Consider the following 23,255-nt stretch of genomic DNA (forward strand, 5'->3'; position numbering starts at 1 on the left):
GGACGACGGCGGTACACCGCCACCATCGGCCCGCCGCCGCGATCCCGCCACCGGACGGCGCCCTGGCGGGCGACCGGCCGCCGGGCCGTCACCGGGCGCCCACGGGGTGCTCACGGAGTGCTCACGGGGCGTCGTGGCGGTGCGCGGTGACGAAGTAGGGCTGCACCTTGCCGCTCTGCGCGTAGTCCTTGAGCCGGACCAGCAGTTCGGCCCAGGTGCCGGCCACCGCCGGGACGCCCTCCTCGCTGCCCGGCTGCCAGCCGCCGTGCCGGAACAGCAGCCGGGTGCGCCCGGACGCGGCGGGCCGGTCCGGGGCGGCGGGGGCCTCGGGGGCCGCCGACCGCTCGGGGGCCTCTGGGACACCGGGGGCCGCGGGCAGCTCGGCCAGTTCCCAGCTGATCCAGGTGCCGGCCCAGTGCGGCGGGAAGGAACCGGCGTTGGTCCACACCACCCGGTCCGGGTCGGTCCGCTCCACCCGCAGCCGGAACGGCTCGGGGACGTCGGGGAAGTCGAACAGCAGGACGTCGCCGTCCCGGTCCACGCCGGTGGTCCACCAGGAGGTCAGCCCGTCGTGCGTGGTGAGCGCGGCGAGCACCACGGCCCGGGGCGCGGCGATGTCGAACTGGAGGGCGATCTCGGGCATGGGTCCGCCTTTCGCGGTGACCGCTGGGTCCCCGCCCGGGGGCGTTCGGCCCCGGGACGTACGGCCCCAGGCCCACCATGGCACGACCCCCGGGCCCGCGCGCCCCGGAGGACGCCGGCCCGGGGGTCGTCCCCGTGGTACCCGGTGGGTGCGGTCAGCCGCCGCTGCCGTAGCTGGTGTTCGCGCAGATGTCGTCGTCCGCGGAACGGGCGTCGTTGGTGATGGTGGTCGGCAGCGGCTGCGGGGGCGCCGGGACGCCCGGGGTGGCGGCCGTCGCGCCGCCGCCGGCCGGGGCGCCGGTGGCCATCCCCATCGCGGCGGCGAAGTCCTGGCCGGCGATCACCGAGATGCCCCGGGCGCTGCTGGGCTCCAGGCCGGCGCCCGGGAACAGCGCGGCGACCTTCTCGGCGTTCGCCTTCTGCCCGGATCCGTACTCGATCGTGGTGGTCCTGTACTTGGTGCTCGCCGCCTGGCCCGCCGTGCTGGCGGCGAACTTGGCGCCCTTCAGCTGCTCGGTCGCCCTGCCGGCCAGGCCGTTGACGCTCGTTCCGTTGTAGACCGCCACCCTGATCGCCGAGTTGGCGGTGTCCGCGGCCGGTGCGGCCGGGGTGGTGGGCGACGCGGGCTGCTGCGGGGCCGGGCTGGTGCCGTCGGCCGGGGCGTCCGGCTGCTGGCCGGTGGCGTTCTGGCCGTCGATGGTCTGGTCGGCCTTGAGGGTCTCCCAGAGCTTGCCGGCGTCCGCCTGGACCAGGTCGAGGTCCTGGTCCTGGGTGCGGTAACGCCACGGGACCGTCACGAACTTGAGGTCGTGCATGTCGATGTTCTTCAGCGACAGGCCGAAGGAGAGCAGCTTGTCGGCGGAGTCCAGGCCGGGGTCGACGACCAGGGACTTGGTCGCGGCGTCGGCCAGCGGCAGAAGGGTGGTGGGGTTCATCCCATCCTTCTTGATCTTGCTGGCGAGCGAACCGAGGAACGCCTGCTGGCGCTTCATCCGGCCGATGTCCGAACCGTCGCCGATGCCGTGCCGCAGCCGGACGTAGTCGAGCGCCTTCTGGCCCTCCACGGTCTGCTTGCCCTGCGGAAGGACGAGGTCGCCCTTCTTCTTCAGCTTGGGGTTGATGTCACTCTCGTAGATCGGCTTCGGCAGGCAGATGTCCACGCCGTTGACGGCCGAGGTCATCGAGGCGAAGCCGTTGAAGTCGACGACGAGGGTGTGGTCGACGCGGATGCCGGTGAGCTTCTCCACCGTGTTCTGGGTGCAGGCCGGGTTGCCGTCGTCGCTGCCGCCCATCGAGAACGCGGCGTTGAACAGGTCGGTGTTGCCGCCCTTGGTCCACTTGCCGTTGGGCAGCTTGCAGGACGGCAGCTCGACCTTGGCGTTGCGCGGTATCGAGATCCCCACGGCGTGCTTGTGATCGGCGTAGACGTGCAACAGGATCGTGGTGTCCGAACGGGCGCCCCCGTCCTCGCCGCCGCCGAGGTCCGCGTTGTTCTTGCCGCGGCTGTCCGAACCGATCAGCAGGATGTTGACCGGCTTGTTGCCGTCCGCGTCGGCCTTCGCCTCCGGGGGGCGGTTGCGGGCTATCGCGTCGGCGTCGAAGGACTTGATGTTGGCGTTCAGCTTGAGGTAGATCGCGCCGCCGACGCCGGCGATGACCACCAGCACGCCCGCCGTCGACCAGGCGACGATCTTCTTCACGTTCTTCTTGGGCTTGGCGCTCTTGCGGGCGGCGGCCCGGCCGCCACCCGCCGACGCGGCCTCCGCTTTTCCGCCGCCGCCACCGCCGCGTCCGCCCTTGCCCTGGGCGGCGCGACGGGCCTCCGCCCGGCCGCCGGCACGCGGGGAGGGCACGGAGCCCGCGGCGTCTTCCGTCGCGGGCACGCCTTCGCCCCGAGCCGGGCTCTCGCCCCTCCGACCTGACATGCGCGTACCTTTCACCGACGGAAGCGACGCCCCTGACGATCCGGCGCACCGCACACAGAGAGACGGTCCGGACCGTTCCCAGGTTGCACATACGACCGTCACCACTAACCGACGATCGTGGCTTCCGATCATATTTAGGCCCGACACGATCACCGACCTCCGACCCGGAGGCAATCCCACCGATCAACGGACAACATCCAGACAGAACAGCCGAAATCGCCTGATTCCAGCGTGACTCACGCCACTGCGCGACGTCCCGCCCCCCGACCGTTCCGGAGCTCGCCGCACTCCCCCGCGGCCCGCGCCGCGTGGAGATCCCGCGATGGGCCGCACACGGGTGTCATGAGCGCAACGAGCTGTTACAGTGCCGAATGTTTCGTGATTTCCGAACCGGCCGCCCGAGACACCGCGCTGTGGAGACGTCACTGTCGGCCCGCCCGAATGCCGACACCCCCCGCGACCGCCGACAACGACCGGCCCGGCCCGCACGACCCGCCCTCCCGGCCCCGCGAAGACCCCCTCGGCTCCGGTCGACACCCACCCGGCCACCGGCCCGGGTCCGGGTGTCGACCGTTTTCTTCGGCCGCCCGCCCCGCCGCGGCGGCACCGCGGCACACCGGACCGCCGACGCCCCGGTACGAACTGTCGAACCGTCAACTCTTCGTCCGGTGCGGGGAGATCACCCGCGGCCCGGGCCGCACCACGCCGCCGCCAGCACCACGCACCGTCACCGTCACCGTCACCGTCACCGAAGGAACGGAAACCGATCACGAGATGTCAACCGCGCAGGCGATCCCCCTCCGCCGCATCGAGGGGTTCCGCAACTTCTGGCTCTCCCGCGCCGTTTCCGGCCTCGGGTCCGCCATCACCACCGTGGCGCTCCCCGTCCTGGTCTTCCAGGAGAGCGGGTCGCCGCTGCTGGTCTCCCTGGTCGCGGCCGCCGGAACGCTGCCCTACCTGGCCTTCGGCCTGATCGCGGGCGCCGTCGCGGACCGCGTGGACCGCCGCACCCTGATGATCGCCACCGACTGGCTCAACGCCCTCTGCCTCGCCACCGTGCCGCTGGCCTGGGCCCTGGGGGCGCTGACGGCCTGGCACGTCATGCTGGTGGCGTTCCTGTCCGCCGGCCTCGCCCTGTTCTTCGACGCGGGTGTCTACGGCTTCGTCCCCGACATCGTCGGGAAGGAGGGCCTGACCCAGGCCAACAGCGCCCTCTACGGGGCGGAGACCGTCGTCCGCATCGTCGGCAACGCCGTGGCGGGCGGCCTCATCGCGCTGTTCCGCCCGGCCGGCACGCTCGCCCTCGACGCCCTGAGCTTCGCCGTGTCGGCGCTGTTCATCAGGGCCGTCGTCAACGTCGCGCCGCGGACCGTCACCCCGGGCACCCGGCGACCGGGCTTCAAGGAGTCCATAGGCCAGGGACTGCGGTTCCTGGCGGGCCACCCCACGCTGCGGATCATGACCGTGGTCGGCACCCTCCAGTCCTTCTCCGGCGGCGCCATCGTCGGCCAGTTGGTCGTCTTCGCCGACCGCGCGCTGGGCATCCACGGCTCCGACGGACGGATCGGCCTGCTCTACATGGCCTGGAGCGCCGGCGGCATCGGCGGCTCCCTGCTGCTGCCCCGGCTGCGGCGGCGCTTCGAGGCCTTCCCGCTGCTCCTCGGCGTGCTGCCGGTCGGGGCGCTGCTCGGCCTCGTCGTCGTCCTCACCTCGAACTGGCTGGTCGCGCTGGTGGCCCTGGCCGTGTGGGGAACGGCGTACCTCGTCGTCCTGGTGAACACGATGACCTACTCGCAGGAGGTGACGCCGCCCGAGCTCCAGGGCCGCGTCAACACCACCCGCCGGATGCTGTCCTCGGGCCTGGGCGTCCCGCTCGGCGCGCTGGTGGCCAGCAGCGTCACCGTCTCCGCCGGCATCCAGGCCGGGATGGCCACGGCGGTGGCCTCGATCGCGCTCGCGGCCGTGATCGTCTGGACGGTCCGGCTGCGCCGGGCGTTCGGCCCGGCCGCCCGGGCCTGAGACCCGGTCCGAACGACGGGGAGGGCCCGGGCCGCGCCCGCTCTGTCGGGTGGGTTCGGCACGGGCCCGCGGACCGGACCGTCCCGGGCTCAACGGCCGGGCGGCTTCCCCTCGAAGCGTCGGCCTATCCAGCCGAAGAAGGCGTCGGCGACCCTGCCGAGTTCCGGCTCGGGCATCACCGTGAAGCCGCCGTGCGCGGTGCTCCACTCGTTGAGGACCGGACCGGAGTCCGTCATCAGCCAGTCCACGCAGATCCACTCGGCCCGCAGGTCGCGGGCGATGCGGGCGCACTGGTCCGCGACCTGGTCGTGGTCCCGGTTCACCTCCACGGACCCACCCTGGCTGATGCTCGCCAGGTAGCCGCCGGGGCGGGGGCGGCGGGTCAGCGAGGAGACGACCTCGCCGTCGGCCATGAAGACGCGCATGTCGCCGGAGTGCGGGATCAGCGGCTGCACCAGGTACCCGCCGACGGCCTGGGCGACGAGGTCGATCACCGCGCCGAGCTGCTGCTCGGAGTCGACCCGCAGCACGCCGTAACCGCCGGTCAGTTCACGGGGCTTGACGATGTAGGGGCCGTCGCCGAGCGCGCGCCGCACCTCCCCGAGCACCCGCCGGGCGTACCTGCCGGGCGGCACGGCGACGGTGTCCGCGGTCCGGATGCCCAGGCCGGCGGCGTGCTGGAGCTGCGCGAGCTTGTCGCGCTCCAGGTAGTCGGGGCCGGTGTACGAGCGGTTGAGCAGGACGGAGTCGCTCGCCTCGATGGTGCGGTAGACGGCCCGCAGCGCCTGGAGGCCCTGCGGGTCGGTGGCCATGTCCTCGACGATGAAGCACTGCCGCCGCTCCAGCAGGTCCTCGTCGCCGTGGCGCAGGACCGGCCTGCCGCCCACGCAGGACGGCACCAGTTCGGTGGCGCTGATCACCCGGAAGTCGAGGCCGCGGGGCCGGGAGAGCGCCGAGTAGCGCCGGGTGATGCCCCGTTCGAACGCCTCGACCCCCGCGGGGTCGAGGTCCTCGGACTGGTAGATCCAGGTGATCACGGGATTCGTCGTGGGACGCGGCATGATGCGCTCTCCTCGCGCTGTGGTGTCCGGTGGTCGGCGTGGAACGGGTGCCCGGAGCGGGGGCCTCAGGACGTCCGGGACCCGGGCAGCCGGGACCAGAGGAAGTAGTAGTCCTCGCGGCCCTCGCCGCATCCGAAGGCGCCGACGACCTCCAGGCCGGCCTTCCCGACCATCTCCGTGAAGTCCTCCGGGGCGGAGAACCGGTGGTTCTCCTGGATGAGGACCGAGCCGCCGGGCCGCAGCCGCTCGGCCGCCGCGTCGTAGAAGGCACCGTGGATGGCCCAGTCGGTGTCCTTCCAGATCAGCGGCGAGTGGGAACGCTGGTAGTCCGAGGCGGCCGCGTCCTGGTTGACGTGCGGCGGGTTGCCGACCATCAGGTCCCAGCGGAGGTCCGCCGGCACGTCGTCGAAGCCGTCGGACAGGTGGAAGCGGGCACGGCCGCGCAGACCGTTCTCGGCGATGGTCCGCTCGACCGCGTCCCCGGCGGCGGGGTTCACGTCGCCCAGGTCGACCGAATCGCACAGGCCGGCCGCCAGCAGGGAGAAGCCGATGAACCCGGGGCCGGCGCACCACTCGAAGACCGATCCGACCCGGCCGAACCGGGACCGGACGAACGGCTCGTACGCCCGGCCGAAGGTGTTGCCGCCGCCGTCGAGTTCGGCCGTGTAGGACACGGACACCGGGCCGTAGCCGGCACGCGAGTAGGTCGTCATGTCGTCCTCCTGGGGAGAGTCGCGGGGCTCAGCGGAGCGCGAACGCCACGTTCGACAGGGCTCCGTGGCCGTGGATGCTGACCACGCCGTCCCGGTCGGGCGGGAGGTAGCGCACCATGCAGCCGGCGGCCCGCCCGTCGAACAGGAAGGGGCTGAAGACCGGCACCACCTCGGCCTGGTGGCTGCCGGATCCGTCCGGACCGGCGAACTCCATCCGGTACGGCACGGGTTCCACCCACTCCTGGACGATGTGGTCCTGCGCCGCGGCGGCCGCGGTCACCGCCGCCCGCCAGGCCTGCGGCGGGCACGAACGGCCCACCAGGACCTGCTGCCCGCTCATCCCGATGGCGGGCTTCAGCACGAACTGCTCCTGGCGCTCCAGGAGCAGTTCCGGGAGCGGCACGGTCCGGCCGTGCCGCTCGACGGGCCGGTTCCCGACCACGCGGGTCCACGGCAGGTAGCGCTCGACGGTCCGCCGGTCCCGGTCCGTCATCCACGGCCGCCCCTCGGACACCCAGCCGAGCACCTTCTTGTTGGCGATCAGGTACGCGGTCTGGCTCGCGAGCAACCGCACGCCGGCGTCCAGGGCCGTCCGCACCGGCCCGAGGTCGATGCCGTGGCCGAGCCATTCGAGGATCGTGAAGTGGCGCAGCCCGAGCCGGTAGCGGGGTTCTCCCGGCAGGCCGAGTCCGTCGAGCAGGTCCTCCGGCTCGAACGTCTCGGCCGCCAGGCCGCGGCGGCGCAGCGACTCCTCCTGGATCTCGAAGTAGCGGCTGGGAGGACCGCCGAAGTCGCGGAGGGTGCCGACGATCGCGACCGCGGGCTTCACGCCCAGGGCCCGGACGGCGCGCACGAAGAGCTCGTCGCGCACCGCGAGCGGATCGACCGCGTCGAAGGGCATCCGCTCCGGGCCGCCGAACGCCGCCACCCACGCGGCGGTGTGCAGTGCCGTGTCCACCACCCCGCCGATGCCGGAGCCGATGTTGAACTCCAGGAACCTGGGGCCGGAGGCACCCACCATGACGTCGGGCCGGGCGATGCAGGTGGCGTAGTCCTCCTCGGCCGGGCCGTCCATGACGAGGGGGTACATCCGCTCGCCGGCACCGAGCGCGGCGATCCGGCCGGCCGCCGTCGGAGCACTCTCCAGCAGCGTGCGGCGCAGCAGCGCCAGCAGGTCGGCGGTGGCGGTGAACAGCTCGTCGTAGGAGGAACGCGGCAGCATGACGGGCCGCAGGGACGACGCGACCGGCACCACCCGGGCGTACTCGCCGTCCTCCACCCGGGCCAGTTCCCGCTGGACGGCGGGCAGTTCGAGCCGGTTGTCGAGCGGCGGCGGTGCGGTGCCGTACCACGGGGCGGTCACCTGCGGGCCCTTCCGGCGGGCCCGCGCGCCGCGCCGGCGAGGAATTCGTCGAGGTCCACCTCGCGCACCCCCGCCACTCCCGGGGACTTGGCGGAGTAGTCGAGCCGGGGGGCGCGCCGCCCGTCGCGGAAGTAGACCGCCTCCAGGGTCCCGTCCGCCCTCTCGGCCAGGACCGGATTGGCGACCAGGTAGTCCCGCACCTCCGGCGTGTCGGCGCGGACCTGCAGCCACAGCCGCTTGGCGCCGAAGTGGTTGGGCGGCGGCAGCACGCTGGTGCCGAACCGCCGCTTCCACTGGTAGGTGCCCTTGCTGACGAAGGGTTCGGTGCCCTGGAAGTCGAGGCGGCGCACGCCGTGGCGGGCGCACCAGTCGATGAGGAAGTGGTAGATCGCCTTGAAGGCGCCGCTGTCGTAGTGCTCCCGCGCTCCGTCGACCACGCCCAGCAGGCGCAGGGTCGTCGTCCCCGATGCCCGGTCCCAGTGGCAGAGCGCTCCGCCGATCGGTTCGCCGTCCTGCCGCAGGACGAACATCCGGCCGCCGCGGAAGAGGCACTCGTAGGAGACGTCCTTGGTCTCGGTGCGCTCCCGGTCCCCGTGGCGCCGGAACATGGTGGGGCGGTAGAGCCGGTCGTAGAAGTGGTCGAACCAAGCCGGGTCGCGGCTGAGCCCCCAGGTCCAGGCGTGGTCACGCAGGTCGTGCTTGAACTGCTGGCGCTCGCGCTTGGAGATGCGCTGCCGGACGGTGTCGGGGTCCGCGTCGAAGTCGATCACGAAGTGCACCCGCATCGGCACGATGAGGGAGGCCTCGTGCGGCAGCGCGCGGGCGCGCCCGGCGCTCGTACCGACGATGACGATGTCCGCGTCGGGCAGCCGGGCGGGGTCCCGGAGGGCGGCTCCGGTCAGCCGGCCGGTCCGGCGCCGGACGCCGTGGACGTCGGCGTCGCGTCGGAGCTCGGTGAACTCCAGGGTGTACGCGAGGCCTTCGGCGAGGCCCGCGTAGCTCACCGACAGTCCCCCGGCCTCCGAACGGACGGCCGGGAAGCCGGCCCCGTCCCGGGTGTCCCAGGCGGTCCGTGCGGAGGTCAGGACCCGGTTGCCGCTGTTGCGCCAGTGGTAACCGGTGTGCATGCGCAGCCGCTGGTGCGGCGTGGCGCGCGGGGGCGGGACGGCAGGGGCCACGGGGCTATCACCTCGGCGGGTCGTCGGTGGCGAGCGGGGCGGCGGCACGAGCGGGTCGTCGGCGGCGAGCGGGTCGTCGGCGGCGAGCGGGTCGTCGGCGGCGAGCGGGTCGTCGGTGGCAAGCAGGGAGGCGGCGGAACGGGGCCCCGGCACGGGCGGGGCCCCGTACGAGCGATCAGGCGGAGGGCGTGGCGTCCAGCACCACGCGCCGCAGGTCCTCGGCGGTGGTCACCGGGTGCAGGTCCCGGACGGTGAGGTGGCCGTAGTCCGTCGCCGAGTAGCTGCCGGAGCCGTGCACGAGGATGTCGGCCTCGGGCACCAGCCCCCGGTCGACGGCGTTGAGCAGGCCCGTCATCGCCATCACCAGGGACCACTCGCGCAGCGCGGTGGGGTTCGCGGGCAGCCGCACGCCGGCCTCCCCGAGCAGCGAGCGCACCTGGCCGTAGCGGCCGAGGCACTCCGCGAGCGAGACGACGATGCCGCCGCCGCCCTGGGTGCGGATGAGTTCGTTCATCCGGGGCGAGGTGGGCGGGTTGCGGGTGTAGAAGGTCGGGTCGAGGGTCTCGCGCGGATCGAAGGTCTGCGCGGGGTACCGCGGGTCGGCGCTCTGCGTGAACAGTCCCGTGCCCGCGTCGTAGGAGTACGCCGGGAGGTTCCCGGTGTCGGTGGAGCCCTCGTTGTACAGGCTGAGCACCATGTCGGGAGCGCCCAGGTGCTGCACCAGGAAGTAGTGCGGCGGCAGGGTCCGGGAGCGGACGTCCGCGGGGAGCCGGCTGCGGCCGTGGGCATGGCCGAGCAGCCCGTAGGCGCTGGAGACCGCGTGCACGTGCAGCCGGGCCTCGCCGGGCGCCGAGGGGAACAGGTCGGCCTCGGCCAGCGCCCTGACCACGTCCGCCGCCAGGTAGTTCTCCAGTTGGAGGGTGTACCAGAGGTTGGTCTCGCACTCCTTCTCCAGAGCGCTCCGGTGTTCGTCGACCAGTCCGAGGGCGATGGCCTTCACGGTGCCGGGCTCCTCGCCCCCGTACACCGCGATCGGGTTGCGCGCCCGCAGCCCGGGGTCGGTGAACAGCTCGGAGCTGCGCAGCTTGGCCACCGCCCCCTCGGGGACCACCGTGACGACGTTGAGCCGGTCGGCGTCCACCAGACCGGTCCGGACGGCCCGGAGCACCGCGTCGCGCATGGCGACGGCCTTGTTTGCGGAGGACGGCGTGACGATGGTGACCCGCCGGCCGGTGTCCTGGACGAAGCGGACCGCCCTGGCCACGATGACCAGCGAGGCGAAGGTCTTGGTCGTCATGGTGGCCGGGTTGCGCGTGAGGTCGAGCAGCGCGAGGTTCCGGCCCCGGTACGAGGGCATGGCCGCGTGGCCGAGGCCGGAGACCGCGAGGTACTCGCGCATGGCCTCGGTGAGTTCGGGCAGTTCGACGCCCGGCGTGAAACCTTCGGTGTCGGCCTTCTCCGGGCCGCCCAGGAGGTCCCGCAGGACTGAACGGATCTCTTCGTAGTACCGGACGAGAGCATTGTCGAGAATCACTTTTCCTGCCTCTTTCCACCGGAGATCGATTCCGCCCACGAGCCCGCACGGTCATGCTCGCGCAGGCTGGTGACGGCCGTCAGGGAAACCGAGAAAGTGGGCTGCGACCCTGGTCATTACGAAAGACAAACCCAGTGCACAGAACATCGACACACCATGCCGATCGCGGCCCCCCGGGGCGCCGCGCGGAACCCGGCGAATTCCAGGGCCGAAAGCGGGTCGGACTCTTCCGCCGGCTCGACCGCACCCATTGGGGCCTCCGCGGTCGCGAAACCTCTCAACCCCGGGTGATTCGGTGAAATTTTGTGCGGACGGGTGATACGGCAACTGCTTGTCGAGAGTATTGATTCATTGACCGTCCCCGGTCAACGACTCTCCGGTGTGACGCAGGTTACACCGCGCCCATTTCGCTGTGACATTGCCCCCGTTCACCCCTCTTGCGGGACAAACGCCCATCTGTGGAGCAATTTCCTCGGATCCGAACCCCGCCTGGCGTACGGGATTCAGGGCGATCGGACAACCCGGGTGAAATTTCCGCCCCCTGGGACCCGTTCGTCCGGATGTCCGAGAATTCATGGTCCGCATGGACACGAAACGCCTTGTGGACTCTTCTCCGCGACGACCTCACCGATGATCCGGCCCGGCCCTTCGGGACCCGGCCGCCCGAGCCGCCGGGCGCCACCTCCGCCGGGTCGCCGAACGGCGGAACTCCCGCCGCGGCTCGGCCGGATGACACCTCACCCGCCGCGCCCCGCCCTGCACCGCGCCGATCACGACGAAGGGCGCCCTCCCCGAAGGGAGGACGCCCGGACTCGCCTCGACCACGTGGGCCACCAGGGGCTCGAACCCTGAACCTACGGATTAAAAGTCCGCAGCTCTGCCAATTGAGCTAGTGGCCCGCGGTCCCAGCTCGCCCGGATGCCCGGGCGGAAGGACCACGGCGATCCTACCCGGTGGGGCCCAGGGCTCCGCCAGTGGATTGCGCGGGCGTGCCGGGCTCGTGGAGCGGGACTTGAGGCGGGGTGTAGTGGACGGCGCGGACCCGGCGGAGCCAGGCCTCGACGGGGCGCTGGTCGGGGGCGGTGGGCAGGACACCGCGGCCGGCCAGCCGGGCGGCGGCGTCGGCGAGCAGGCCCTCCGCGAGGGCGGGACGGTCGGCGATGCGTTCGCCGAGTTCGCGGATGCGTTCGGGGTCGGACAGCCGGATCAGGTTGCGGCCGGTCTCGTGCAGGCGGACGGCCTGCTCGACCAGCCGGACCAGGTGCCGGGCGTGTTTGGCGGCCCGGCGGCGGGCGGCCGGGTCGGCGGTGTCGCGGGTCAGCAGCTTGCGGAACTGCTGGTCGGCGTAGCCGAGGTAGGCCTTCCGCACGGCCGGCGCGCTGAGGAAGGCCGCACGCAGGCCGACCAGTTCGTCGCCGAGCGGGGTGCGGACCTCGTACAGCTCGTCCGGCAGCCAGACCAGTTCGGAGGCGGTCGGGTTGCAACCCAGCGCCAGCCGGCACCACTTGGCGGCCTCGTGCAGGGTGACGTCGGGCGCGGTGGTGACGTGGGACTCGGCCGGGCGGTGCAGGCCGTGCAACTCCTCGGTGGGGGTGGCGAACAGGCCCAGCCGGTCGAGGTCGGAGCCGGCGTGGGCGAAGCCGTACGCGGTGGAGCCGACGATGCCCGAGAGCAGCACCGTGCCGGGAACTGAGGCGACACCGGGAACGGAGGCGACGCCGGGAACGGCGGTCGTGGTGGACATCGGCGGACTCCTCTCGGACGGACGGGCGGGCACCGCATCCTCGTCCGGGCATCCTCGCCGAGCGGCCCGCGCCGGGCGAGCGAATTCCGGTCCGGGCCGCCCGGCCGCCCGGCCGCCCGGGTAGCGTACGGTCCATGTCGACCACCCCCACCGACGAGGTCCTGATCGTCACCGGCGCCGGCCGCGGCATCGGAGCCGCCACCGCCCTGCTGGCCGCCCGCCGCGGCTACCGGGTCTGCGTCAACTACCGTACGGACGAGGCCTCGGCGACCGCCGTGGTGGACGCCATCCGGGCCGGCGGCGGCACCGCCCTCGCGGTCCGCGCCGACGTCACCCGCACCGCCGAGGTGGAGCGGCTGTTCACCACCGTGGACGACGAGCTCGGCCCGCTCACCGGACTGGTGAACAACGCCGGCACGCTGGAGAAGCAGTGCCGACTGGAGGAGATCGACGAGGACCGGCTGACCCGGATCTGGGCCGCCAACATCACCGGCCCGTTCCTGTGCGCGGCCCAGGCCGTCCGCCGGATGTCCACCCGGCACGGCGGGCGGGGCGGCGCCATCGTCAACGTCGGCTCGGCCGCCTCCCGGATCGGCTCGCCGAACGAGTACGTCGACTACGCGGCCGCCAAGGGCGCGGTGGACTCGATGACCCGCGGCCTCGCCCTGGAGGTCGCCGCCGAGGGCATCCGGGTCAACGCGGTGCGACCGGGGCTGATCCACACCGGCATCCACGCGCTCGGCGGCGAGCCCGGCCGGGTCGACCGGGTCGCGCCCGGCCTGCCGATGGGGCGCGGCGGGCAGCCGGAAGAGGTCGCCGAGGCGATCCTCTTCCTGCTCTCCCCGGCGGCCTCGTACACCACCGGGGCGTTCCTGGAGGTCTCGGGCGGGCGCTGAGCGGCCGGTCGCCCACCGGCGGGGCCGGTTTCGGACGGTGTCCTCCCGCCGGGCCGCCAACGTCGCACTCCTCCTTCCTCCCGCCCGCGCCCACCCGTACCGTGGTGGCCATGACCGACGCCTTCATCGACATCCCCGGTGTGCGCAACTTCCGTGACGCGGGCGGGATCGGCGCCCTCCGCCGGGGCGTGCTGTACCGCTCCGGGTCCTTCCACACCCTCACCGAGGAGGGCGCCCGGCGGCTCAAGGCCCTCGGCCTGCGGACGGTCTTCGACCTGCGCAGCGCGTACGAGCTGGAGACCTGGCCGGACCAGCGGCACGGCCTCGACCACGAGACCCTCGGTCTGCCGACCCTTCCCCCGCACCCCGAGGACGCCGACCGGCCCTGGCCCGAGGACCAGGCCGCCCTCTACCCCTTCATGGCCTCGACGGCCGGTCCTTCGCTCGCCGCCGTCGTCCGCCGCCTCGCCGCTCCGGACGCGCTGGCCGCCGTCGTCCACTGCGCCGTCGGCAAGGACCGCACCGGGCTCACCATCGCCGTCCTCCAGTCCCTGCTGGGCGCCTCCGAGGCCGAGATCACCGCCGACTTCCTGCTCTCCAACATCGGCCTCGGCCTCGACAAGGGCCCCACCCCGTACCTCGACGAGACCGGCACCGAGCGCCTCTCCCGCCCGGTCGACGCCGAGCTCCTGGTCTCCTCCCTGGCCTGGATCCACGACCACCACGGCACGATCCCCGGCTACCTCCGCCACCACGGCACGACGGACGCCGAACTCGACGCCGCCCTCGCCAACCTCACGGACTGACGGGCCTTCAGCCCTCCCGGCGCTCGAAGCGCCACCACTGGGCCGGGGCGTCGACGTCCTCGCTCTGGTGGACGTCGGCCTCCGGGGTGTCGCCCGCCGTCAGGGGCTTGCCGCTGATGAAGCTGGTGACCGTGTAGGTGCCCGGGGCATCCACGTGGGCCTCCAGCAGCCACTCCTGGGCACCGAAGGCGTTGGCCGACCACTGCTGGATCCGGACGCCGTCGTCCGTCGAGGCGCCGGTGACGTCCAGGCGCTTGCCGCTGCCGGCGTTCTCGATGTGGAACAGCGCGCCGCCCGGGTGGACGGCGGCGAGGTGCCAGAGCTGGGCGTCGCTGCCCTCGTCCGCGCCGAGGACGATCCGGGCACCGCTGCGCCGGGAGGCGTCGGCGACCTGCAGCAGCAGGCCGCTCCCGACGTTGCGGACCAGGTAGCTGCCGTCGGTGATCTCGGAGTCCGTCACGGTCGAAGTCTGCCACCGGGCACCGACAGGGGCCCGCGTACGGCCCGGGCGGGCGGGGGCGCGGAGGAGTTACCGCCGGACCGGCTCCGCCCCCTATGCTGCGGCGAATGTCCACCGAGCAGATACCGTCGCACCGCCAACAGCCCACCTTCTCCGAAGCCGTGGCCGCCCTGGAGGCCGTGGTCGCGGCCGGGGACGACGAGCAGTTCGGGCCCGCCCTCGGGCTGGTCGGCGGGCTGTTCGGCACGGCCGACCCTGCGGAGCGAGCAGCGGCCGGGCCCCGGCTGGCCGCCCTGCTGCCGGACGCCCCGCCGTTCCCCCGGGCGCACCTGGCCATGGTGGTGGGCGCCTGCGTGGAGCACGGCGCCGACCCGGTCGCCTGCTCCGGCCCGGTGCTGGCCGGACTGCGCGGGGCGCTGACCGGCGCGCAGCTGCTGGTCCGGCGCTGGGTCTCCACCGGCGGCGGCCCGCTGCCCGGCGCGGAGGAGGACGATCCGGCCGAGGCGCACGAGCGGATCGCCGACCCGGCGCACCTGGACGAGTGGCACGCCCACCTGGCCGTGGTCGCCTGGTGGACGCTGCACCTGTGGCAGCAGGCGGCCTGGGCGGTGTACACGCACCCGGAGGTCCGGGCCGAGGCCCGCGCCTCGGGCGTGACCGAGGTGATCCTGGAGCTGTTCGACCGCTACCAGGGCGAGCAGCACGACTTCAAGGGCCTGGTCCACCTGGCGCTGATGCTGGACGACGAGCCGCTCCTGGTGCTCGACCGCCCCACCGGCACCGGCTACCTGCTGCGGATGAGCGGCCTGAGCGACACCTTCCAGCTGCACACCCTGCTCGCCGACGTGCTGATCGGCGGCGGCCACCTGCCCGGCACCCCGCAGGACCGGGAGGTGGTGGCACTGGCCCGGACGGCGTTCCTGGACGGCCGCCGGGTGGTCGCCACCGGCGCCTTCAACCTGGTCGCGCCGGACGGCTCCTGGGTGTGGAACGAGGGGACGCCGAGCGACATCCCGGTGGTGGACGGCGTGCGCACCCTGGTCCTGGAGCCGCTGCCGTACGAGCGGAGCTGGTCGGCCGGGCGGTTCATCCAGGAGGTCCCGGGCGACCTGCGGCTGGAGCGGGTGCTCGACCCGGCGGAGGCCGCCCGCCGGCTGGCCGCCACGGTGCCGGGGCAGACGCCCGCGGAGGCGTTCCGGTAGCGGCCCCGCGGCGCTCCGGCGGACGGCGCTGCCGGCGCTGCCGGTGCTGCCGGTGCTGCCGGTGCTGCCGGTGCTCCGGCGGGAGGCCCCGGCGGCCCCGTTCGTTCACCGGGTTATGGTCGGAAAAACGACACAGCCCCCACGAGTGGAGTCGACGATGGCGAAGGTCCCGAACGTGTTCACGGCCGCCGCGCCCGCCGCGCTGACCGCGGCGAGCGGTCTGCTCGGCGGTTACGGCGTCGCCCGGTGGAGCGGCCGGCGCGAACTGGGCGGCGCGGTGCTGGCGGTGGCCGGTGCCGGGGCCGCAGCGCAGTGGCGCCGCAGCGCGGGTGCGGGCACCGCGGCGGCGCTGACCGGCCTGTACGTGGCGGCCTTCGGCGGCTCGCACCCGCTGGCGAAGCGGATCGGCGCCTGGCCGTCCGTCCTCGCCGTCACCGGTGTGGTCGCGGCGGCCTCCACGGCCGCCACGGCGCTCGCCGCCCGCCGGAAGTAGCCGGCCACCGGGCGGTCACCCCGCGGCGAACCGGGCCTCGAAGGCGGCCCGGTTCGCCGAGACCGGCGAGCGGTCCCAGACCGCGAACACCACCCGCTCGAAGGCCGCCCCGTACCGGGCCAGCGCCCCCTCGAAGGCCTCGGCGACCTGCGCCGGGTCGTTGCGGAACACCCCGCAGCCCCAGGCCCCGAGCACCAGCGTGCGCACCTCGTGCCGGGCCGCCGCCGCGAGCACCCGCGCGGCCCGCTCGGCGAGCACGCCCCGGACGTCCGCACCGGCCGAACGCCGTTCCAGCTGCCCGGCGTTGGGCGCGGGCGAGGTCAGGAAAGTGACGGGGTACGGCTGCGCCAGCAGCTCTCCGCGCCCGTCCCGGATCACCGGCACCGCCGGCGACACGATCACCCGGTGGCTGTACCGGAGGTCGGTGGAGGCCCGGTGCGCCTCGTAGTAGTCCGGCGCCTCCAGCAGGCAGCTGTACAGCAGCGCGCTGCGGCACAGGTCCTCCTCCTGGGCGCGGGCGCCGCGCAGGTAGCCGCCGCCGGGGTTGCGCGCGGAGGCGAAGTTCAGCACCCCGACCGGCCCGGCCCCGGCCCCGACCAGCCGGCGGGCGGCCTGGATGCTGCCCTCGGCCGTCACCTCGATCCGTCCGGCCGCCGGCCCCGGCCCGCGGTCGCCCGCTGCCAGCAGCGCGTCCAGCCCCTCCGGCGCGTAGGACACCGTGCCGGTCCGCGCCGCCCCCAACTCCTCCCCCACCTGCACGAGTTCGCCCCCGGCCGTCCGGTAGCTCCCTCGCTCGGCGATCTCCTCGTTCACTCGCGCCACATCGTGCAGTCTGCTGCTCATGGCCGCGACGCTACGGGACCGCGGCGCCCGCGCGCCACAGGTTATTCTCACTCCCAGAACAACGCCTCGGGGGCCCGGCACGGGGGAACGCGAGGCTGCCGGGGAAACGCGAAGGGCCCGCTCCGGGGGACGGAGCGGGCCCTTCGTACGTTCAGCCGGGCCGGCGGTCGACTACCGCCGGTGCGGCGTCAGTTCTTCCAGCGCGGCTTGCGGTCGTCGCGGTCGAAACCGCCCGGGCGACGGTCCTCGCGGTCACGGCCGGCGCCGAAGCCGCCGCGGTCACGGTTGAAGCCACCGCGGTCGGACTGCGGACGGCCGCCGGAGCGGTGGTCGTCGCGGCGCGCGAACGGACGGCTGCTGCCGCCGCGCTCGTCGCGGTCACGGCCGAAGGCCGGACGGTCACCGAAGGAACGGGCCGGACGGTCGCCGAAGGAACGGCCGCCGCGGTCGTCACGGTCGCGGTTGAAGCCGCCGCCACGGTTGTCACGGTCACCGAAGCCGCCGGAACGGCCGCCACGGTCGTCACGGTCGCGGTTGAAGCCACCGCCACGGTTGTCACGGTCACCGAAGCCACCGGAACGGCCACCGCGGTCGTCACGGTTGAAGCCGCCGGAACGGCCGCCACGGTCGCCGCGGTCGTCACGGTCACGACCGAACGCCGGACGCTCGTTGCGCGCCTCGCGGTACGCCGGGGTGCGCTCCTCGGCCACCGGGGCGGCGGTCTCGACGACGGTCTCCGAAGCCTCGCCGGCCTCGGCCTCGGCCTCGGCGGCCGGCTCCTCGTCCTCGATACCCAGGTCGGCCCGCTCGCGTGCCGCACGGGCGGCGAGGCGGTCGGCCTCCTCGCGCAGCTCGGTGGTGCGGCGCTGCGCGCGCTCCAGCTGGCGGGTCATGTCGGCGAGCTCGCGCTCGGCGGCACCGGCGATGTTGGCGGCGCTCTCGGCCTGGACCTCGGTCAGCGAGCGGGCGCCGGTGATCTTGGCGACCTCCGCGTCGAAGGCGTGGTCGAGGATGTGGCGCGAGGCATCCACGCCCGCGTCCTCCATCAGGCGGAAGACGCCGCGGCGCTGGTGCGGCAGCACCAGGGTGACGACGGCGCCGGAGCGGCCGGCCCGCGCGGTGCGGCCGGAGCGGTGCAGGTAGTCCTTGTGGTCGCCGGCCGGGTCCACGTTGAGGACCAGGTCGATGCCGTCGACGTGGATGCCGCGGGCGGCGACGTCGGTGGCGACGACGACGTTGGTGTAGCCGTCCTTGAAGTCGCCGAGGACTCGGGTGCGGGCGCCCTGGGTCATGCCGCCGTGCAGCGCGTCGGCCTTCACGCCGGCCTCGATGAGCTGCTCGGCGACGCGGTCGGCGCCCATCTGGGTGCGGACGAAGATGATCGTGCGGCCCTTGCGGGCGGCGATCGCGTTGGTGATCGGCGCCTTGTCCTTGGGCTTCACCACGAGGATGTGGTGGGTCATGGTGGTAACCGCGCCGGCCGACGGGTCGACCTCGTGGGTGACCGGGTTCTTCAGGTAGCGCTTGACCAGGGTGTCGATCTCGTTCTCCAGGGTGGCGGAGAACAGCAGGCGCTGGCCGCCGCTCGGCACCTGGTCGAGGATCTCGGTGACCTCGGGCAGGAAGCCCATGTCGGCCATCTGGTCGGCCTCGTCGAGCACGACGGTCCGGACGTCGGCCAGCTTGGCGCTGCCGCGGTTCAGCAGGTCGCGCAGACGGCCGGGGGTGGCGACCAGGACGTCGACACCGCGCTCCAGCGCGTAGATCTGGTTCGACATCGAGGTGCCGCCGCAGACGACCTTGAGCTTGAGGCCGAGCACCGAGCCGAACGGCTCCAGGGCGTCGGCGACCTGCATGGCCAGCTCGCGGGTCGGGACGAGGATCAGGCCGCGCGGGTGCTTGGGCTTGGTGCGCTCGCCGTCGGCGAGGCGGGTCAGCAGCGGCAGGCCGAAGCTGAGGGTCTTGCCGGAGCCGGTGCGGCCACGGCCCAGCACGTCCTTGCCGGCCAGGGCGTCCGGGATGGTCGCGGCCTGGATCGGGAACGGGGTGGTGACACCGCGCTTGGCGAGGGCACGCACCACGTCGTCGTGCAGGCCCAGGTCGCCGAAGGTGATGGTGGGCTCGGCGGCCGCCTCCTCGGTGGCCTCCTCGGCCTCGGCGATCACCTCGTCCGCGGTGGTGTCGATGGTGTCGTCGGAGTCGGTGACATCGGCGGCGGCCTCGTTCGCGGGCATGGCGAAGCGGGCGTCGTCAACGAGAGACATGCAAAACCTTCCGGAAGTGGCACGCGCCAAAGTCCGGGGTTCTGTTTCACAACCGCCTCTATGCGGTCAGCCACGGATCGCCGGAACGCGCCAAGGGCGCCAGATGGGAATAGGGCGCCAGTCAAATGGATCAAACGAACGATCTACCACCATAGACGAACCTGGGGATCGGAGGCAAATGCCCTGCTCAATCCGCTAATGCCCGGCCGCGCGCGGGCTCGGTGCCGAGGAACCGGAGCTGCCGGAGGACGGGTCCGGGGCCGGCGGGACGGTCGCGGCGGGCGAGCTGTGCTCCGGCGCGGGCGTGCCGGACGGGTGGCTGCTCGGGGTGGTCGTGGGCCCCCCGGCCGAGCCCCCGCCGGACCGGCCCTCCCCGGTACCGCCGGTACCGCCGGAGCCCGCCGCACCGCCGGATCCGCCCGCTCCACCGCCCGGGTGCGGAACGGGACTTGTGTTCGTACCGCCCGCCGAACCACCGCCCGGACCACCGTCGGGAGCGCCCGCCCCCGGCACCGGGACCACCCCGGCCACCGCGCCGTTCGCCCCCGGGGCCGCCTCGCCGGGCGCCGTCGAGGAGGCCCCGTTCGACCCGCCGTCGCCCTGGAGGCCCCCCGACCGCTCGGGGTGCCCCGAGGCCCCGCCCGGGTGCCCCGAGCCCGGCGAGGACGAGGGCCCGCCCGTCGCCCCCGGCCGGACCGCCGGCCCGGCCTGCCCGACCGGCGCCACGCCGTGCTTCTCCTCCGCCGCCGGACCCACCGACATGCACCCGGTCAGCCCGAGCCCGGCCACCGTCAGCAACGCCGCCGCCCGCACCGCGCGCGAGCGCGGGACCGCCGCCACCCGCACCGGAGCCGGACGCGCCGCGGCCAGCCGCACCCGCACCGCCCGTACCGCCCGCACCGTCCGCGCCGCCCGCACCGAAGCCACTGAGGTCCCTCTCTACCGCCCCACCCGGGCCACCCACTCGCGCGCGGCCGCTTTCGGTGCCCAACGCGCGCCCGGCCCGGCGGGACACGGGCAGTGCGCAAGCTCGCCCGGCGGGGCCGGCGCTCCGGCGCCCGCCCCGGGGCCGTCCAGGGCCGTCCCGGGGCCGCTCAGGGCCGCTCAGAGCCCGTCCGGCACACCTCGGCGTCTCTCCGGCGCCCCTCCGGCGTCCGCGCTCAGCCCCAGAGCGCCGAGGCCAGCTCCGCGCCCCCGTAGACCGCGGCCAGCCCGGCCAGCACACTGCCGGCCGCGTTGGCCAGCGCGTACCGCCCGGCGCCGGTCTCGGTCAGCCGCAGGGTCTCGTACGAGAAGGTCGAATAGGTGGTCAGCGCCCCGCAGAGCCCCGTCCCCAGCAGCAGCTGGACCTTCGAGGAGGCCGCGCCCGCCGCCACCGCGCCGGTCACCAGCCCGAGGACCAGGCAGCCGGCCACGTTCACCGTGAACGTTCCCCACGGGAACACCGAGTCGTGCCGGGACTGCACCGCCCGGTCGGTCAGGTACCGCAGCGGCGCGCCGACCACCGCGCCCGCCACCACCAGCAGCCAGTTCACTCCGCCGCCTCCCCCGGGCCCGCTTCCCGGCCCGGCCCCCGGCCCGAACCCTCCTCCGCCCCGCGTCCCGCGTAAGTGACCACCTCGCAGCGGTCCAGCAGCACCAGCCCCTCCGCCACCATCCCGTCCAGCTGCGGCAGGAACGCCCGCACCCGCTCCTCCTCGTCCACGATCACCACCGCCACCGGCAGGTCCTCGCTCAGCGACAGCAGCCGCGTGGTGTGCACCAGCGACGAGGCCCCGAACCCCTCGATGCCCCGGAACACGCTCGCCCCGGCCAGCCCGGCCTCCCGGGCCCGGTGCACGATCTCGCTGTACAGCGGTCGGTGGTGCCAGCGGTCGCTCTCCCCGATCAGCACGGTCAGCCGCAGCGCCGGCCCGCCCAGTCGGCTCATCGCGCACCCCCGGCCCGCTCCGCGGCGCCCCGCCCGGCCCCGCGGCGGACGACCCGGTGGATCAGACGCCGGGTCAGCCCGGCCGCCGCCCACACCGCGAGCAGCGCGCCCACCAGGGTCAGCCCCAGGTACGCGAGGGCGGGCCCGGTCCGGCCGCCCTCCAGCAGGCGGCGGATGTCCACCGCGTACGTCGAGAAGGTGGTGAACCCGCCCAGCACGCCGGTGCCGAAGAACGGCCGCACCAGCGGATGCGCCTGGCGCCCCTCGGTGATCACCACCAGGAACACCCCGATCACCGCGCAGCCGACCACGTTGACCAGCAACGTCGTCCAGGGGAAGGCCGTCGGGCCGGTCTGCCAGCCGAGCCCGGCCGCGTACCGCGCGGACGCGCCGATCGCCCCGCCCGCCGCGACCACCGCCACCGCCCGCCCCTGCCCGCGCAGCACCGGCGGCCGGCCGGGCCGGCGGGCCCGCGCCGGGGCGCCGTCCACGGTGCCGCCCGCGGTGCCGCCCGCAGTACCGCCCGCGGCGTCGTCCACGGCGCCCTCCGAGGTCGTCATAGCCCCATCAAACACCGGGCTCCGCCACCTGGCACACCGTCATCCGACACCGGACAATGATCCGGTGGAGATGACCCGGGAAGAGTTCGAGACGCTGGTCGGCGATGCCCTCGACCAGATCCCCCCGCACCTCGCGGCCATGATGGACAACGTCGCGGTCTTCGTCGAGGACGAGCCCGACCCGAGCGACCCGGAGCTCCTCGGGCTCTACGAGGGCACCCCGCTCACCGAGCGCGGCGAGTGGTACGCGGGCGTCCTGCCCGACCGCATCCTGATCTACCGCGGCCCCACCCTGCGCCACTGCGAGACCCGCGAGCAGGTGGTCGAGGAGGTCCGCACCACCGTCATCCACGAGGTCGCCCACCACTTCGGTTTCGACGACCACGAACTCGACGAACTCGGCTGGTCCTGACCCCCGGCCACCGGCCCCACACACCCCGCACCCCCACCCGGGCGAAACCCGTTTTGGCGATCCGCCCTGCATCCCATATGCTTCTCGACGTCCCCGAACGCTGGAAACAGCGGGACAGGCCGCAAGCCCTCATCGTCTAGTGGCCCAGGACGCCGCCCTTTCAAGGCGGTAGCACGGGTTCGAATCCCGTTGGGGGCACGCAGTACCGTAGTAAAGTGCAGTGCGCAAGACCGCAAGACCCTGAGTGGTTCGCCACTTCTAGGTCCCGTGGAGCAGTTGGTTAGCTCGCCACCCTGTCAAGGTGGAGGTCGCGGGTTCAAGTCCCGTCGGGATCGCTCGTCTCGCAAGAGACGTTGCAGTACGGCCAGGTAGCTCAGTTGGTACGAGCGTCCGCCTGAAAAGCGGAAGGTCGCCGGTTCGACCCCGGCCCTGGCCACCAGTCTTGACCAGGAACGATGCCCTCGAAGCAGCTCGCTTCGGGGGCATTTTCGTGCCGGTTGACGCCAACGGCGCAGCGGACGGTCGTTGCCCTGCTCCGGCCCGCCTTCACCAGCGGCTAGGCAAAGACCTCGATGGTGCACTTGGCCGCACCGCTGCGCTGGATTCGGGCATCGCTGGTGACGAGCGGCACGCCGAGGGTCTCGGCGAGCGCCACATACTGGGCGTCATATGCACTGATGTTGTGGTGCAGTTCTCGCACCCGCTGCCAGAGGATCAGCGTCTCGTGTCGCGTGATGGCGAGTGCCTGGTAGTCGGCTACGGCCTTCACCGCTTCCTTCTCCGCGAGCTTGCCGCCCCGCACCATGCCGAAGAGAGCCGACACGAGTTCGTAGTCGAGCAGGCCAGGGGCGGCGAGCGCATCCACCCCGCGGAGTCGGTCGCGGACGGCGTGGCCGGCGGGGCCGTGGTCGGTGAGCACCCGCACCAGCGCAGAGCAATCAATGACAACGCTCGAATTCACCGACGCTCCCGCCCGTCATCGATCGCGGCGAGGATGTCAGAGGTACTGACGTCGGTACGGGTCTCCCGGTCGAGGCGAGCCATCATCTCGGCCAACGTCGGCGTGGCCGCCTCGCGGGTGACGAGGTCGAGCAGGTACGCCTGGAGGCTCTTCCCCGCCTTGGCCGCCTTGAGCTTGAGGGTTTCGAGAATCGGGTCCGGTACTTCACGAATCGTGATCGCAGTCATGCAGGCATTCTAGCTGCAACGC

22 protein-coding genes and 4 tRNA genes are annotated in these 23,255 nt (G+C 73.4%); 9 read left to right on the forward strand and 17 right to left on the reverse strand.

Annotation, left to right across the window (positions count from 1 at the left end; all coding sequences use genetic code 11):
* Nucleotides 1-121: 121 nt before the first annotated feature.
* On the reverse strand, nucleotides 122-643 hold the full coding sequence (locus tag ACWGJO_RS13660; RefSeq protein ID WP_452183571.1) for an SRPBCC family protein: 522 nt from the start codon (nucleotides 641-643) through the stop codon (nucleotides 122-124).
* 154 nt (nucleotides 644-797) lie between these two features.
* A complete protein-coding gene (locus tag ACWGJO_RS13665) occupies nucleotides 798-2,525 on the reverse strand; it encodes an LCP family protein (RefSeq protein ID WP_452183572.1) in 1,728 nt (575 codons plus the stop codon).
* An 816-nt stretch (nucleotides 2,526-3,341) separates the two neighbouring features.
* Here ACWGJO_RS13665 and ACWGJO_RS13670 point away from each other — a divergent pair.
* Complete coding sequence (locus ACWGJO_RS13670; protein ID WP_452183573.1) at nucleotides 3,342-4,586, forward strand: MFS transporter; 1,245 nt, start codon at nucleotides 3,342-3,344, stop codon at nucleotides 4,584-4,586.
* 89 nt (nucleotides 4,587-4,675) lie between these two features.
* Here ACWGJO_RS13670 and ACWGJO_RS13675 read toward each other — a convergent pair whose 3' ends face one another.
* From ACWGJO_RS13675 to ACWGJO_RS13705, 7 genes are all read right to left on the reverse strand, one after another.
* Nucleotides 4,676-5,647: an ATP-grasp domain-containing protein gene (locus ACWGJO_RS13675; RefSeq protein WP_452183574.1), complete on the reverse strand. Its 972-nt coding sequence runs from the start codon at nucleotides 5,645-5,647 to the stop codon at nucleotides 4,676-4,678.
* 65 nt (nucleotides 5,648-5,712) lie between these two features.
* On the reverse strand, nucleotides 5,713-6,360 hold the full coding sequence (locus ACWGJO_RS13680; RefSeq protein ID WP_452183575.1) for a methyltransferase: 648 nt from the start codon (nucleotides 6,358-6,360) through the stop codon (nucleotides 5,713-5,715).
* A 28-nt stretch (nucleotides 6,361-6,388) separates the two neighbouring features.
* Entirely contained in the window at nucleotides 6,389-7,723 is a 1,335-nt protein-coding gene (locus ACWGJO_RS13685; protein ID WP_452183576.1) for a hypothetical protein, read from the reverse strand.
* Nucleotides 7,720-9,054, reverse strand: coding sequence for a hypothetical protein (locus ACWGJO_RS13690; RefSeq protein WP_452183577.1), 1,335 nt, complete (start codon nucleotides 9,052-9,054; stop codon nucleotides 7,720-7,722). The genes ACWGJO_RS13685 and ACWGJO_RS13690 overlap by 4 nt, the downstream gene beginning before the upstream one ends.
* 22 nt (nucleotides 9,055-9,076) lie before the next feature.
* Entirely contained in the window at nucleotides 9,077-10,435 is a 1,359-nt protein-coding gene (locus ACWGJO_RS13695; protein WP_452183578.1) for a DUF6002 family protein, read from the reverse strand.
* A gap of 826 nt (nucleotides 10,436-11,261) precedes the next feature.
* Nucleotides 11,262-11,334: transfer RNA gene (locus ACWGJO_RS13700), tRNA-Lys, on the reverse strand.
* Nucleotides 11,335-11,381: 47 nt separating this feature from the next.
* Nucleotides 11,382-12,179 carry a DNA polymerase beta superfamily protein gene (locus ACWGJO_RS13705; protein WP_452183579.1) on the reverse strand — a complete coding sequence of 266 codons (798 nt, stop codon included), beginning with the start codon at nucleotides 12,177-12,179 and terminating at the stop codon, nucleotides 11,382-11,384.
* A gap of 134 nt (nucleotides 12,180-12,313) precedes the next feature.
* On the opposite strand from ACWGJO_RS13705, the gene ACWGJO_RS13710 reads away from it, so the two are divergent.
* Both ACWGJO_RS13710 and ACWGJO_RS13715 read left to right on the forward strand, forming a co-directional pair.
* Nucleotides 12,314-13,075: an SDR family oxidoreductase gene (locus ACWGJO_RS13710; RefSeq protein WP_452183580.1), complete on the forward strand. Its 762-nt coding sequence runs from the start codon at nucleotides 12,314-12,316 to the stop codon at nucleotides 13,073-13,075.
* Between the two features lie 110 nt (nucleotides 13,076-13,185).
* Nucleotides 13,186-13,881, forward strand: a complete 696-nt coding sequence (locus tag ACWGJO_RS13715) for a tyrosine-protein phosphatase (RefSeq protein ID WP_452183581.1) — start codon at nucleotides 13,186-13,188, stop codon at nucleotides 13,879-13,881.
* A 7-nt stretch (nucleotides 13,882-13,888) separates the two neighbouring features.
* On the opposite strand, the gene ACWGJO_RS13720 is transcribed toward ACWGJO_RS13715, so the two are convergent.
* Nucleotides 13,889-14,341: an RICIN domain-containing protein gene (locus tag ACWGJO_RS13720; protein ID WP_452183582.1), complete on the reverse strand. Its 453-nt coding sequence runs from the start codon at nucleotides 14,339-14,341 to the stop codon at nucleotides 13,889-13,891.
* A gap of 107 nt (nucleotides 14,342-14,448) precedes the next feature.
* Between ACWGJO_RS13720 and ACWGJO_RS13725 the strand changes: the two genes are divergently transcribed.
* Nucleotides 14,449-15,543 carry a hypothetical protein gene (locus tag ACWGJO_RS13725; RefSeq protein ID WP_452183583.1) on the forward strand — a complete coding sequence of 365 codons (1,095 nt, stop codon included), beginning with the start codon at nucleotides 14,449-14,451 and terminating at the stop codon, nucleotides 15,541-15,543.
* 157 nt (nucleotides 15,544-15,700) lie between these two features.
* Entirely contained in the window at nucleotides 15,701-16,036 is a 336-nt protein-coding gene (locus ACWGJO_RS13730) for a hypothetical protein (RefSeq protein ID WP_452183584.1), read from the forward strand.
* A 15-nt stretch (nucleotides 16,037-16,051) separates the two neighbouring features.
* On the opposite strand, the gene ACWGJO_RS13735 is transcribed toward ACWGJO_RS13730, so the two are convergent.
* The 5 genes from ACWGJO_RS13735 to crcB (ACWGJO_RS13755) all read right to left on the reverse strand — a co-directional run bounded on the left by ACWGJO_RS13735 (nucleotide 16,052) and on the right by crcB (ACWGJO_RS13755) (nucleotide 21,633).
* Nucleotides 16,052-16,879 carry a TIGR02452 family protein gene (locus tag ACWGJO_RS13735; protein ID WP_452183585.1) on the reverse strand — a complete coding sequence of 276 codons (828 nt, stop codon included), beginning with the start codon at nucleotides 16,877-16,879 and terminating at the stop codon, nucleotides 16,052-16,054.
* A 188-nt stretch (nucleotides 16,880-17,067) separates the two neighbouring features.
* The gene (locus ACWGJO_RS13740; RefSeq protein WP_452183586.1) at nucleotides 17,068-19,143 is read right to left on the reverse strand and encodes a DEAD/DEAH box helicase; all 2,076 of its coding nucleotides are present in this window, start codon (nucleotides 19,141-19,143) and stop codon (nucleotides 17,068-17,070) included.
* A 1,160-nt stretch (nucleotides 19,144-20,303) separates the two neighbouring features.
* Nucleotides 20,304-20,678, reverse strand: coding sequence for a fluoride efflux transporter CrcB (gene crcB / locus ACWGJO_RS13745; RefSeq protein ID WP_452183587.1), 375 nt, complete (start codon nucleotides 20,676-20,678; stop codon nucleotides 20,304-20,306).
* Entirely contained in the window at nucleotides 20,675-21,073 is a 399-nt protein-coding gene (locus ACWGJO_RS13750) for a DUF190 domain-containing protein (RefSeq protein ID WP_452180340.1), read from the reverse strand. The genes crcB (ACWGJO_RS13745) and ACWGJO_RS13750 overlap by 4 nt, the downstream gene beginning before the upstream one ends.
* Nucleotides 21,070-21,633 (reverse strand): fluoride efflux transporter CrcB, encoded by a 564-nt coding sequence (gene crcB / locus ACWGJO_RS13755; RefSeq protein WP_452183588.1) that lies wholly within the window; start codon nucleotides 21,631-21,633, stop codon nucleotides 21,070-21,072. Before crcB (ACWGJO_RS13755) ends, ACWGJO_RS13750 begins: the two co-directional genes overlap by 4 nt.
* Nucleotides 21,634-21,703: 70 nt before the next feature.
* Here crcB (ACWGJO_RS13755) and ACWGJO_RS13760 point away from each other — a divergent pair, with 70 nt between their 5' ends.
* From ACWGJO_RS13760 to ACWGJO_RS13775, 4 genes are all read left to right on the forward strand, one after another.
* Nucleotides 21,704-22,045: a metallopeptidase family protein gene (locus tag ACWGJO_RS13760; RefSeq protein WP_359897958.1), complete on the forward strand. Its 342-nt coding sequence runs from the start codon at nucleotides 21,704-21,706 to the stop codon at nucleotides 22,043-22,045.
* 125 nt (nucleotides 22,046-22,170) lie between these two features.
* Nucleotides 22,171-22,243: transfer RNA gene (locus ACWGJO_RS13765), tRNA-Glu, on the forward strand.
* 63 nt (nucleotides 22,244-22,306) lie between these two features.
* Nucleotides 22,307-22,380, forward strand: a tRNA-Asp gene (locus ACWGJO_RS13770).
* Between the two features lie 27 nt (nucleotides 22,381-22,407).
* Nucleotides 22,408-22,484: transfer RNA gene (locus ACWGJO_RS13775), tRNA-Phe, on the forward strand.
* 117 nt (nucleotides 22,485-22,601) lie between these two features.
* Here ACWGJO_RS13775 and ACWGJO_RS13780 read toward each other — a convergent pair.
* Both ACWGJO_RS13780 and ACWGJO_RS13785 read right to left on the reverse strand, forming a co-directional pair.
* A complete protein-coding gene (locus ACWGJO_RS13780) occupies nucleotides 22,602-23,006 on the reverse strand; it encodes a type II toxin-antitoxin system VapC family toxin (protein WP_266295106.1) in 405 nt (134 codons plus the stop codon).
* Entirely contained in the window at nucleotides 23,003-23,233 is a 231-nt protein-coding gene (locus ACWGJO_RS13785) for a FitA-like ribbon-helix-helix domain-containing protein (RefSeq protein WP_218203968.1), read from the reverse strand. The genes ACWGJO_RS13780 and ACWGJO_RS13785 overlap by 4 nt, the downstream gene beginning before the upstream one ends.
* Nucleotides 23,234-23,255 lie beyond the last annotated feature (22 nt).

It is taken from the genome of Kitasatospora sp. NPDC054795, from assembly GCF_053611565.1.